The sequence below is a fragment of the Pseudomonas sp. MF08875 genome (assembly GCF_059862525.1).
In genome coordinates this window covers 1-12,103 of record NZ_JCBCUW010000055.1, presented here as the reverse complement: position 1 = coordinate 12,103, position 12,103 = coordinate 1, and the positions used below count along the sequence as shown (strand labels likewise).

The 12,103-nt window shown below is 63.0% G+C and carries 12 protein-coding genes and 2 pseudogenes; 7 read left to right on the top strand and 7 right to left on the bottom strand.

Annotated elements, in window-relative coordinates:
- Positions 1–36: 36 nt before the first annotated feature.
- From AC19YT_RS24210 to AC19YT_RS24190, 5 genes are all read right to left on the bottom strand, one after another.
- Entirely contained in the window at positions 37–408 is a 372-nt protein-coding gene (locus AC19YT_RS24210) for a glutathione S-transferase N-terminal domain-containing protein (RefSeq protein WP_095107440.1), read from the bottom strand.
- Between the two features lie 102 nt (positions 409–510).
- The gene (folE, locus tag AC19YT_RS24205; protein ID WP_003204506.1) at positions 511–1,056 is read right to left on the bottom strand and encodes a GTP cyclohydrolase I FolE; all 546 of its coding nucleotides are present in this window, start codon (positions 1,054–1,056) and stop codon (positions 511–513) included.
- Positions 1,057–1,132: 76 nt separating this feature from the next.
- Positions 1,133–1,690: a Smr/MutS family protein gene (locus AC19YT_RS24200; RefSeq protein WP_095107441.1), complete on the bottom strand. Its 558-nt coding sequence runs from the start codon at positions 1,688–1,690 to the stop codon at positions 1,133–1,135.
- 73 nt (positions 1,691–1,763) lie between these two features.
- Positions 1,764–2,084: a hypothetical protein gene (locus AC19YT_RS24195; RefSeq protein ID WP_095107442.1), complete on the bottom strand. Its 321-nt coding sequence runs from the start codon at positions 2,082–2,084 to the stop codon at positions 1,764–1,766.
- Between the two features lie 133 nt (positions 2,085–2,217).
- A complete protein-coding gene (locus AC19YT_RS24190) occupies positions 2,218–2,808 on the bottom strand; it encodes a cysteine hydrolase family protein (RefSeq protein WP_095107443.1) in 591 nt (196 codons plus the stop codon).
- Positions 2,809–3,044: 236 nt separating this feature from the next.
- Between AC19YT_RS24190 and prmB the strand changes: the two genes are divergently transcribed.
- Positions 3,045–3,953 carry a 50S ribosomal protein L3 N(5)-glutamine methyltransferase gene (prmB, locus tag AC19YT_RS24185; RefSeq protein ID WP_095107444.1) on the top strand — a complete coding sequence of 303 codons (909 nt, stop codon included), beginning with the start codon at positions 3,045–3,047 and terminating at the stop codon, positions 3,951–3,953.
- 89 nt (positions 3,954–4,042) lie between these two features.
- Here the strand turns inward: prmB and AC19YT_RS24180 are convergent, their stop codons facing one another.
- Positions 4,043–5,437, bottom strand: coding sequence for a class II fumarate hydratase (locus AC19YT_RS24180; RefSeq protein ID WP_095107445.1), 1,395 nt, complete (start codon positions 5,435–5,437; stop codon positions 4,043–4,045).
- Positions 5,438–5,629: 192 nt separating this feature from the next.
- Here AC19YT_RS24180 and AC19YT_RS24175 point away from each other — a divergent pair, with 192 nt between their 5' ends.
- The 6 genes and pseudogenes from AC19YT_RS24175 to AC19YT_RS24150 all read left to right on the top strand — a co-directional run.
- Positions 5,630–6,145 (top strand): DUF2059 domain-containing protein, encoded by a 516-nt coding sequence (locus AC19YT_RS24175; protein ID WP_095107446.1) that lies wholly within the window; start codon positions 5,630–5,632, stop codon positions 6,143–6,145.
- Between the two features lie 8 nt (positions 6,146–6,153).
- On the top strand, positions 6,154–6,453 hold the full coding sequence (locus tag AC19YT_RS24170) for a BolA family protein (protein ID WP_095107447.1): 300 nt from the start codon (positions 6,154–6,156) through the stop codon (positions 6,451–6,453).
- Positions 6,454–6,555: 102 nt separating this feature from the next.
- Positions 6,556–7,494, top strand: coding sequence for an oxygen-dependent tRNA uridine(34) hydroxylase TrhO (gene trhO / locus AC19YT_RS24165; protein ID WP_095107448.1), 939 nt, complete (start codon positions 6,556–6,558; stop codon positions 7,492–7,494).
- Positions 7,495–7,530: 36 nt separating this feature from the next.
- Positions 7,531–8,133: a DsbA family protein gene (locus AC19YT_RS24160; protein WP_500611152.1), complete on the top strand. Its 603-nt coding sequence runs from the start codon at positions 7,531–7,533 to the stop codon at positions 8,131–8,133.
- On the top strand, positions 8,126–9,937 hold the full coding sequence (locus AC19YT_RS24155; protein WP_095107450.1) for an ABC transporter ATP-binding protein: 1,812 nt from the start codon (positions 8,126–8,128) through the stop codon (positions 9,935–9,937). Before AC19YT_RS24160 ends, AC19YT_RS24155 begins: the two co-directional genes overlap by 8 nt.
- Positions 9,938–10,144: 207 nt before the next feature.
- Positions 10,145–11,977: pseudogene (locus AC19YT_RS24150) on the top strand (diguanylate cyclase domain-containing protein); the annotation flags it as partial.
- Positions 11,978–11,985: 8 nt separating this feature from the next.
- Here the strand turns inward: AC19YT_RS24150 and AC19YT_RS24145 are convergent.
- A pseudogene (locus tag AC19YT_RS24145) lies at positions 11,986–12,103 on the bottom strand (IS30 family transposase); the annotation flags it as partial.

Here is a 12,103-nt window from a genome sequence, read left to right as displayed (position 1 = left end):
CGGGCTTGCCCGCTTGCTACGACGAGAAGGGGGTAGTCAAACCGCCGCGAAGCGCTTGTCCAGGTAGTCGATGATGACCTTGGACTCGTACATCCAGGTGACTTGGCCGTTTTCTTCGATGCGCAGGCATGGCACTTTGACCTTTCCGCCGTGTTCGAGCAGGGCCTGGCGGTCCTGTTCGTTGTTCTTCGCGTCGCGCAGCGCCACCGGCACGTTGAGGCGGCGCAGGGCGCGGCGGGTTTTTACGCAAAACGGGCAGGCGTGGAACTGATACAGGGTCAGGTCCTTGGCGGCGGCATTGACCTGAGCCTGGACGGCGGCGGGGCGCTGCTTCTTGCCGGGGCGGGTGAGGAAGTCGATGAAGATAATGATCTGGCCGAGGCCGACTCGAAGGGCTTTGACGAACACGATGGTGGCCTCACGGGGCAGGGTTTGCGGGGGCGCAGCTTACCTGATTTTTCAGGGGCGAAAAAAAACCGGCGCTCGATGCCGGTTTTTTTTTGGGGCGTATCACTTGATAAGGCTGAGGAACTCGCTGCGGGTGGCGGCGTTTTCGCGGAACTCACCCAGCATCACCGAGGTAATCATCGACGAATTCTGTTTCTCCACACCGCGCATCATCATGCACATGTGCTTGGCCTCGATCACCACGGCCACGCCCAGGGCGCCGGTCACTTGCTGCACCGCGTCGGCGATCTGGCGGCTGAGGTTTTCCTGGATCTGCAGGCGGCGGGCGTACATGTCGACGATCCGCGCCACCTTGGACAGGCCCAACACTTTGCCGCTGGGGATGTACGCCACATGGGCCTTGCCGATGAACGGCAGCAGGTGGTGTTCGCACAATGAGTACAGCTCGATGTCCTTGACCAGGACCATTTCGCTGTTATCGGAGCTGAACAGGGCACCGTTGGTGACCTCTTCCAGGGTTTGCTCATAACCACGGCAAAGGTACTGCATGGCTTTGGCAGCGCGTTTTGGCGTGTCGAGCAGGCCTTCGCGAGAGACGTCCTCGCCCAATTGGCCGAGGATCGCCGTGTAATTCTGTTCCAGGGACATGAAACTACCTGTGGTTTTTACGCAAACGGCAAGGGTACGGGGGCGGGGCGGGCGCTGCAAGCCTGGTGATACGGCTTTACTCGTCGCGGCCTTCCATCATGGTGCGCTTGAGCATCACGTACACCGCGCCGGCGCCGCCGTGGCGGGCCTGGCAGGAAGCGAAGCCGAGCACCTGGGGGTGCTGGCGCAGCCAGGTATTGACGTGGCTCTTAATCATCGGCCGCTTGCCGTCCAAGCGCACGGCCTTGCCGTGGGTCACGCGGGCGCAGCGGATCTCGAACTGGGTGGCTTCGGCGAGGAACGCCCACAGGGTTTCGCGGGCCTTTTCCACGTTCATACCGTGCAGGTCGAGGCTGCCCTCGAATGGGATCTGGCCGGCCTTGAGCTTGCGCATCTGGCTGTCCTGGACGCCGTCGCGGGCCCACATCAACTCGTCTTCGGGGCCGACGTCGATCACGAACTGATCGGACAAGCCGTCCACGGTGGTGGCATCGGTGCGGATGGTCGCCGCTTGGCGCAACTTGGCGATCTGCGCGCGGTCGGCCTTGGGTTTGCCTGTTTCGGCGCGGTCGTGCTTGATCGGCTTGACGCCTTGGATCGCGCTTTTGAACAGGGAAAAATCGTCGTCTTGCATGTCAGCCTCCGCGAAGGGCGGCTAGTCTACCCAACTCCCGCGCGATCGCGCAGGACAAAACGCAGCGCCGCCCTCAGTCATTCTTTTTCATCAGGTGCGGGGCCATGTTCAGTTCGTGGTAGCGGCGGCGATGGCGACGGCAGCGGCGCCACAACCAGACCCCAACGTACAACAGCACCAGGCCCAAGCCCAGCAACACGCCGGAACCGGCCGCGCTGGCATTCAACTCGCCCAGCGCGGGCGGGCGGCCCAACAGGCTGGCGGCCCCGGCCATGGCCAGCAGCACGCCGAACGTTGCCAACAGCGCGGCAAAACCGGCGCTCAGGCGAAAACGCCAGTTGCTCGGGCCTTTTGGGCGCAGGCGGCGGGCGTCAAATCCATCGGATATTTTCATTCCGACCATTCCTCAATGGGTATCGGCCCTTCGACCGGAAGTCGTGCGGGTGGTTCCTGAAGCTAAGCCATTTGGCGGGAATGAGAGGCTTTTGCGGATGAGCGGCCAGCGTGCCGCTCACCGGGGGAGGCGGTCAGATCAGGTCTTTGGTCTGCGCCAGGGTGGCGAAGTTGTCGGCCATGATCGCCATTTCAGTCTGCTGCACGTGCTCGGCCGTCAGCACACCGCCCTTGTAGGGCAGGTCGCGGGTGGCGCAGGCGTCTTCGACCAGGGTGCAGCGAAAGCCCAGGTTCTTGGCGGCGCGCACCGTGGTGCTGACGCTGGAGTGGCTCATGAAACCGCAGACGATCAGGTCCAGGGAGCCCAGCTCTTGCAGGCGTTTTTCCAGCTCGGTGCCGTGGAAGGCGCTGGGCAGCAGCTTACCGATGATGGTTTCGTCGCCTTGCGGCTCCAGGCCCGGGATGAATTCACCGCGCTCGCCCTGGGGGTCGAACAGGCCGCCGACGGTGCCCAGGTGGCGCACGTGCACCACCGGCCGGCCGGCAGCCCGGGCGGCGGCGAGCAGTTGCTGGATGTTTACGACGGCAGCGTCCATGCCGGACAGGGCCAGGGGGCCGCTGAGGTATTCCTTTTGGGCGTCAATGATGACCAGGCTGGCATGGCTCAAATTGGCCGGTGCGTAACCGCGGCCGCTGAGTTGAAACATCGTCTTTGGAACGGACATTCTGGGGCTCCTTCGGGTGGGGCTTTTGGGGCATTGTCCTCTGGCTGAGCGGTTCTGTGAATCGCTACCAACGTAAGCTACGTGGTTGTTGGCTTACAGCGATGTCAAGGGGCGCTTGCGTTCAACCAAAAACGACTGCCTGGGATTTTTCCTACTTTTCTCGAGCTGTTTTCATGCGTCGTCGGCGGACGTTTTGGCTGTTAGAATCACCGGTCGTTTTTTCTGGAGTCTGTTCCGTGATTACTTCCCGTCTGCGCACGTTGCGCGACCACATCCGTTGGGCCGTCAGTCGTTTTCATGGGGAGGATCTGTTTTTCGGCCATGGCACCGACAATGCCTGGGACGAAGCCCGCCAACTGGTACTCGGTGCCGTGCACCTGCCCTGGGAAATCGCGGACAGCTACCTCGATTGCCGCCTCGAAGACGACGAACTGATCCACGTGCAGCACCTGCTGCACCGGCGTATCGAAGAGCGCGTGCCCACCGCCTACCTGCTGGGCGAGGCGTGGTTCTGCGGCCTGTCGTTCATCGTCGATGAGCGCGTGCTGATCCCCCGTTCGCCCATCGGTGAGTTGATCGAAAAACGCTTCGAGCCCTGGCTGGGCAGCGAGCCGGCCCGCATTCTCGACCTGTGCACCGGTTCCGGTTGTATCGGTATTGCTTGCGCCTATGAGTTCCAGAACGCTGAAGTGGTGCTGGCCGATCTGTCGTTCGAGGCCCTGGAAGTGGCCAACCAGAACATCGAGCGCCATGGCGTGGATGAGCGGGTATTCACCGTACAGGGCGACGGCTTCGACGGTTTGCCGGGGCAGCGTTTCGACCTGATCGTGTCCAACCCGCCGTATGTGGATGCCGAAGATTTCGCCGACATGCCCGACGAGTACCAGCACGAACCGGAACTGGCCCTGGCCTGTGGCGACGATGGCTTGAACCTGGTGCGGCGCATGCTCAGCGAAGCGGCGGACCACCTCACCGAAAAAGGTCTGTTGATCGTAGAAGTGGGCAACAGCCAGGTGCATGTTGAGGCCTTGTACCCGGGCGTCGACTTCGCCTGGCTGGACTTCGAGCGTGGCGGCCACGGTGTGTTCATGCTCACCGCCGAGCAATGCCGCGACCATCAGGCGCTGTTCGCCTCCAAGGTGTAAGTGCGCAACGCCTGCGTGCCTCGTGAACGAGGCGCAAAAAAAGAGGCCGCCACGGTAGTGGACGGCCTCTTTTTCATTCCCTCAGGGCTTCAGCCCTGTTTGCCGGCCTCCAGCATGTGCTCTGGTTTGACCCATTCGTCGAACTGCGCATCGGTCAGGTAGCCCAACTGCAACGCCGCTTCGCGCAGGGTCAGGTTTTCGCCATAGGCTTTCTTGGCGATCTCTGCGGCCTTGTCGTAGCCGATGTGCGGGTTCAGCGCGGTGACGAGCATCAGCCCGCGTTCCAGGTGCGCGGCCATTTGCACCGGGTCCGGCTCCAGGCCCGCCACGCAGTGTTCCTGGAAGTTGCGGCAGCCGTCCCCCAAGAGGCGGATCGATTGCAGCAGGTTGTGGATGATGACCGGTTTGAACACGTTCAGCTGCAAGTGCCCTTGGCTGGCGGCGAAACCGATGGTCACGTCGTTGCCCAGCACCTGGCAGGCGAGCATGGACAAGGCCTCGCACTGGGTCGGGTTGACCTTGCCCGGCATGATCGAGCTGCCCGGTTCGTTGGCCGGTAACTTGACCTCGGCGAACCCGGCCCGTGGCCCCGAGCCCAGCAGGCGCAGGTCGTTGGCGATTTTCATCAGGGCCACCGCCAGGGTTTTTAGCGCCCCGGAGAGGGCGGTCAGCGGCTCATGGCCGGCCAGCGCAGCGAATTTGTTCGGCGCGGTGATAAACGGCAAGCCGCTCAAGGCCGCCAGTTCGGCGGCGATGGCCTCGCCAAAGCCGTGGGGCGAGTTGAGCCCGGTGCCCACCGCGGTGCCGCCCTGGGCCAGTTCGTACACCGCCGGCAAGGCGCCGCGCAGGGCGCGTTCGGCGTAGTCGAGCTGGGCGATGAAGGCCGAAAGCTCCTGGCCGAAGGTGATGGGGGTGGCGTCCATCATGTGGGTGCGCCCGGTCTTGACCAGTTTCATGTGCCGCGCCGACTGCTCGGCCAGGCCCCCGGACAACTCGCGCAGGGCCGGCAACAGGTGCTCGTGCACCGCTTGCGCGGCGGCGATGTGCATGGCGGTGGGGAAGCAGTCGTTGGAGCTCTGGGAGCGGTTGACGTGATCGTTGGGGTGCACCGGGCTCTTGCCGCCACGGGGGTTGCCGGCCAGTTCGTTGGCGCGCCCGGCGATCACTTCGTTGACGTTCATGTTGCTCTGGGTGCCGCTGCCGGTCTGCCAGACCACCAGGGGGAACTGTTCATCATGCTGACCGTCGATCACTTCGTCGGCGGCCTGTTCGATCAGGCGGGCGATATCGGCGGGCAGGTCGCCATTGCGGTCGTTGACCCGCGCGGCGGCTTTCTTAATCAGCGCCAGGGCGTGCACCACGGCGATGGGCATGCGTTCCTCGCCAATGGCGAAATTGACCCGCGAACGCTGGGTCTGCGCGCCCCAATAGGCGTCATCCGGGACTTCAACCTGGCCAAGGCTGTCAGTTTCGATACGGCTCATGGGTCTTACTCCTGTAGGTCGGGTTGCGCAGCTTAGGCTGCATGGGGTTGCCGGGGTTCCATCGGTCGCCTTTTGCGCCGTTGGCGCGTTGCAAATGAGAAGCGCCCCGCCCCGGGGTTGAGTGGCGGTGATTGTTAGGCGCAGAATGGTCGCCCTTGGGGTTTTACCTCGTCTGCTAGAAAAGGAAACTTGATGACTCGTCTTCGTGCGATCTGTACCGCGGTTGTTCTGGTTTGCGCAAGCGGCCAGGCGCTTGCCGACACCGCCAGCCACAACGCCAGTGCCGAGGCCTTCCTGACCCTGGCACACGCTGACAAGCTCGGCACGCCGGTGTACATGCAAGTGCAGCAAATGTTCGCCCAGCGCTTCGAGCAAACCAAGGCCCCGGCCTCCAAGCAAGCCCTGCTGGAAACCTATCAGGCCAAGGCCAATGCCGCCCTGGACAAAGCCATCGGCTGGAACAAGCTCAAGCCGGACATGGTCAAGCTCTACACCAGCAACTTCAGCGAGTCCGAGCTCAAGGACCTGGTCGCGTTCTACCAATCGCCGCTGGGCAAGAAAGTCCTGGAAAAAATGCCGCAGCTGACCCAGCAATCGGCCCAGTTGACCCAGGCCAAGCTCGAAAGCGCGGTGCCGGTGGTCAACAAGCTGTTGGCTGACATGACCGCCGAGCTGGAGCCTAAAGCCGCTCCCGCGAAGAAAAAGTAAGCAGGCCTATGAACATGCAGCAACGTATCGAAGCGGCACTCGCGGCCCTGAACCCCGAGCACCTGCAAGTGTTGGACGAAAGCCACATGCACAGCCGTGGGTTGCAAACCCACTACAAGGCCGTGCTGGTCAGCGAGCAATTCGCCGGGCTCAACAGCGTCAAGCGCCACCAGAAGGTCTACGCCACGTTGGGTGACCTGATGGGCCAATTCCATGCGTTGGCGCTGCACACCTATACGCCCGAAGAATGGGCACAGACCGGCGCGGCCCCGGCCTCGCCCACCTGTGCCGGCGGCAGCAAGCACTGACCTTGGGTTTTTGCTAGACTGCGCCACGCGCCGCTCAGTCGGCGCGTTTTTTTTGTCTATCCGGTTCACCCCTTGCGCGGGTAGCCACCTGGAGAATCACCCATGACACACCCTATTGTCGTGGCGGCACTGTATAAGTTCGTCACCCTCAACGATTACGTCGCCCTGCGCGAGCCACTGCTCAAGGCCATGGTCGATAACGGCATCAAGGGCACCCTGCTGATCGCCGAAGAAGGCATCAACGGCACCGTCTCCGGCAGCCGCGAAGGCATCGACGGGCTGATGGCCTGGCTCAAGAACGATCCGCGCATGGTCGATATCGATCACAAAGAGTCGTACTGCGACGAGCAGCCGTTCTACCGCACCAAGGTCAAACTCAAGAAAGAGATCGTGACCCTGGGCGTCGAAGGGGTAGACCCGAACCGCCAGGTCGGTACTTACGTCGAGCCGCAGGACTGGAACGCGTTGATCGACGACCCCGAAGTGCTGCTGATCGATACCCGCAACGACTACGAAGTGGCGATCGGCACCTTTGAAGGCGCGATCGACCCGAAAACCACCAGTTTTCGCGAATTTCCCGACTACATCAAAGCCAACTTCGACCCGGCCCGCCATAAGAAGGTCGCCATGTTCTGCACCGGCGGCATCCGTTGCGAGAAGGCCTCCAGCTATATGCTCAGCCAGGGTTTCGATGAGGTGTTCCACCTCAAGGGCGGCATCCTCAAGTACCTGGAAGAAGTGCCCCGCGAAGAAACCAAGTGGCAGGGCGACTGCTTCGTGTTCGACAACCGCGTCACCGTGCGCCACGACTTGAGCGAAGGTGACTACGATCAATGTCATGCCTGCCGCACACCTGTTAGCGTCGAAGACCGGGCCAGCGAGCACTATGTGGCCGGCATCAGTTGCCCCCATTGCTGGGATAAGCTGAGCGAGAAAACCCGGCGCAGCGCCATCGACCGGCAAAAGCAGATCGAACTGGCCAAGGCCCGCAACCAGCCACACCCCATTGGCTACAACTACAAACAACCGTCCGAGGCCTGAACCATGTCCGCGCGCTTGCTCTATGTAATGGACCCCATGTGCTCCTGGTGCTGGGGTTTCGCCCCGGTCGCCGAGGCGTTGGTAGAGCAGGCCCAGGCCGCGGGCGTGGAGCTGCACCTGGTGATGGGTGGTTTGCGCAGCGGCAGCGGTTCGGCCCTGGAGCCGACCACCCGGCGCTACATCCTCGAACACTGGCAAGCAGTTAACGAGACCACCGGCCAGCCGTTCAAGTTCGACGGCGCGCTGCCTGAGGGGTTTGTCTACGACACCGAACCTGCCTGCCGTGCCCTGGTCACCGCCCGGGGCCTGGCACCGGATTGTGCCTGGGCCCTGCTCAAGCTGATCCAGCAGGCGTTTTATGCTCACGGCCGCGACGTCACCCGCGCCAGCGTGCTGGTGGAATTGGCGGAGCAGGCCGGTTTGCCGCGCATTGAGTTCGCCGCCGCGTTCGACCGGATGGAGCAACACACCGCCACCCTGGCCGACTTCGCTTGGGTCCAGGACCTGGGCATCGCCGGTTTCCCCACCTTGCTGGCCGAGCGTAATGGCCAACTGGCCTTGCTGACCAATGGCTATCAGCCGCTGGAGCAGTTGTCGCCGCTGTTGGGCCGCTGGCTGGAGCGCGCGGCCTGTGCATGATGGCGCCGAGCAACCCCGGCGCGCCGATCGGTTGAGTTGGGCGCACATCCGGCGCCTGGCCCAGCAGCATAAAAAATCCCTGTGGCTCGCCAACGGCGTCGCCGTGCTGGCGACCCTGTGCAGCGTGCCGATTCCGCTGCTGTTGCCGTTGCTGGTGGACGAAGTGCTACTGGGCAATGGCGACGCAGCCCTCAAGTTGATGAACCACGGCTTGCCGCAGGCTTGGCAGACCCCCGCCGGCTACATCGGCCTGATGCTCCTGGCCACCCTGACCCTGCGCTGTTTCGCCCTGGTGCTCAACGTGGTGCAGGCGCGTTTGTTCGTCGGCCTGGCCAAGGATGTGGTGTACCGCATCCGCCTGCGCTTGATCGAGCGCCTCAAGCGTATTTCCCTGGGCGAATACGAAAGCCTGGGCAGTGGCACGGTGACCACGCACCTGGTCACCGATCTGGACACCGTGGACAAGTTCGTCGGCGAAACCCTCAGCCGTTTCCTAGTGGCCATGCTGACCCTGGTGGGCACCTCGGCGATCCTGTTATGGATGCACTGGCAACTGGCGCTGCTGATTCTGCTGTTCAACCCTTTGGTGATCTACGCCACGGTGCAATTGGGCAAGCGGGTCAAGCACCTCAAAAAACTGGAAAACGACAGCACCTCGCGCTTTACCCAGGCCCTGACCGAAACCCTGGATGCCATCCAGGAAGTACGCGCCGGCAACCGCCAGGGCTTTTTCCTCGGCCGCCTCGGCCAGCGGGCCCGGGAAGTGCGCGATTACGCGGTCAACTCCCAGTGGAAGAGCGACGCCAGCAGTCGGGCCAGTGGCTTGCTGTTCCAGTTCGGTATCGACATCTTCCGTGCGGCGGCCATGCTCACCGTGCTGTTTTCCGACCTGTCCATCGGCCAGATGCTCGCGGTGTTCAGCTACCTATGGTTCATGATCGGCCCGGTGGAACAACTGCTGAACCTGCAATACGCCTACTACGCGGCGGGCGGTGCCATCACGCGCATCAACGAACTGCTGGCCCGTGCCGATGAGCCCCAGTACCCCGGCGGCGTCAACCCGTTCCAGGGCCGCGAGACGGTGGGCATCGAAGTGCGCGGCCTGAGCTTTGGTTATGGCGATGAACTAGTGCTGGACCAGATGAGCCTAGCCATTGCTCCCGGCGAAAAAGTCGCCATCGTCGGCGCCAGCGGCGGCGGCAAGAGCACCTTGGTGCAGTTGCTGCTGGGCCTGTACACGCCGCAGGCGGGGAGTATCCGCTTCGGCGGCGCGAGCCAGGAGGACATCGGCCTGGAAACCGTGCGCGAAAACGTCGCGGTGGTCCTGCAGCACCCGGCACTGTTCAACGACACGGTGCGCGCCAACCTGACCATGGGCCGCGAACGCAGCGACGAGGCCTGCTGGCACGCCCTGGAAATCGCCCAGCTCGACGGCACCATCCGCAACCTGGCCCAAGGCCTGGACAGCGTGGTCGGCCGCTCCGGGGTGCGTTTGTCCGGCGGCCAGCGCCAGCGCCTGGCCATCGCCCGCATGGTGCTCGCCGAGCCCAAAGTGGTGATTCTCGACGAGGCCACCTCGGCCCTGGACGCCGCCACCGAGTACAACCTGCACCAGGCCATGGCGCGGTTCTTGAGCGGGCGTACCACCCTGATAATCGCCCATCGCCTGTCGGCGGTTAAGCAAGCAGACCGGGTGCTGGTGTTTGACGGCGGGCACATCGCCGAAGATGGCGACCACCAGCAACTGATCGCCGACGGCGGCCTCTACGCCAAGCTCTACGGGCATTTGCAGCAGGTTCGCTGAAGCCCTTCGAGGGTGCCGCTCGCGCCCTAACTCCCTGAATACATGATGCAAACCTGGCGCTGGAATCCTGGCGCCTGACTGTAGGAGTTAAATCCATCTCGTGTCAGATATCTTGCCTTTGCATTGCTGAAAACTAGCCTAGGCTGTGCTGATTAGGAGAAAGAACCTCTCGGGTGTTCATCTGGCAGTGCTTATGCAAGGGACGTCATGAAGCAAAAGCGGACTCTCGGAACGCCGCGGTTGTTGGGCATCGTCTGGCCATTTATTACCGCGGTGCTGTTTCAGGCATTGCTGGGTGGTTTCAGCCTGTATGTCCTGTCGGCCGTGCGCGGTTATGTGGCGGGCGAGAGCTTGTGGTCCAAGGGCCAGAAAGACGCCATCTATTACCTGAGCCTCTACGCCGACGTGCGCGATGAGGCGGTCTGGCTCAAATACCGCCACGCCATCGCCGTGCCCCAGGGCGGCCATGAGTTGCGCGTGGCCCTGGACCGCCATCCGCCGGATCTGGACGCGGCGCGCCAGGGCATTCTCAAGGGCGGCAACCACCCGGATGACGTCACCCGGCTGATCTGGCTGTACCTCAACTTCCGCCATTTCAGCTACCTGGAAAAAGCCATCGACCTGTGGGCCGAGGGCGACGGCTACCTGGTGCAACTGGACGCGGTGGCCCGGGAGATGCACGAGAAAATCCTCGATAACCGCGTTAGCGCCGCCGATGTCGCCCGCTGGAAAAACCTGATCCTGGCCATCAACGAAGGGGTGACCCCGGCGGCCAAGGGCTTTAGTGATGCGCTGGGAGAGGGCTCGCGGGTGATGCTGCGCCTGCTGCTGACTATCAACTTGGCCACCGCCCTGGGCATGATCGCCCTGGCGCTGTTGCGCACCCACAAGTTGCTGACTCAGCGCCACGCCTTTGCCGATGCTCTGCAAATGGAGCGCGAGCGAGCGCAGATTACCTTGCAGTCCATCGGCGACGGGGTCATCACCACTGACGTAGAAGGCGCCATCGCCTACATGAACCCGGCCGCCGAGGCGCTGACCCATTGGAAAGCTTCCCAGGCCACAGGCCTGCCGCTGGCGGCGCTGTTCAACCTGTTGGATGAAAATGCCCAGGCCGAAGGCTTCACCCTGATCGAGCACATTCTCAACGGCCAACTCGGCGGCGGTAGTGAGCATGCCAAGCTGATCCAGCGCCTCGATGGCAGCACCGTTTCGGTAACCCTGGTGGGTGCGCCGATCCTTAATGCCGGCAAAGTCAGCGGCACCGTGCTGGTGCTGCACGACATGACCCAGGAACGCCAGTACATCGCCAACCTCTCATGGCAGGCGACCCACGATGCCCTCACCGGGCTGGCCAACCGCCGCGAATTTGAGTACCGCCTCGAACAAGCCCTGCACGGCTTGCTCCGCCACCCGGGGCGCCACGCGGTGCTGTTTTTGGACCTGGACCAGTTCAAATTGGTCAATGACACCTGCGGCCACGCCGCGGGGGACGAGTTGCTGCGGCACATCTGCGCGCTGTTGCAGTCGGGCCTGCGCGAGGGCGATACCCTGGCACGACTGGGCGGCGACGAGTTCGGCATTCTGCTGGAGAACTGCGCCCCCGAAGCCGCAGAGAAAATCGCCGAAGGCTTGCGCCAAACCGTGCAGAACCTGCATTTCGTGTGGAAGGGGCGCCCGTTCGTGACCACCGTCAGCGTGGGCCTGGTGCATATCAGCCAAGTGCCGACCACCCTGGAAGCCTCCCTGCGCGCCGCGGACATGGCCTGCTACATGGCCAAGGAAAAGGGCCGTAACCGGGTGCAGGTGTACCACGCCGACGACTCGGAACTGTCCATGCGTTTTGGCGAGATGGCCTGGGTGCAGCGCCTGCACCTCGCTCTGGAGGAAAACCGCTTCTGCCTCTACGCCCAGGAAATCGCCGCCCTGGGCCTCACCGAACGGGGCGGCGGCCATGTGGAAATCCTCCTGCGCCTGCATGACGAAGCGGGCCGGATGATCTTGCCCAGTAGTTTCATTCCGGCTGCTGAACGTTATGGTCCCTGAATTCAACACATAAGTGCAACGCTCACCCCTGTATGCACTTCGTACGGCGTCTTCCAGCCCAAGCGCTTGCGCGGGCGTAGATTGATCCTCGCTACTGTCCGATTGACGGCTTCGACGGTC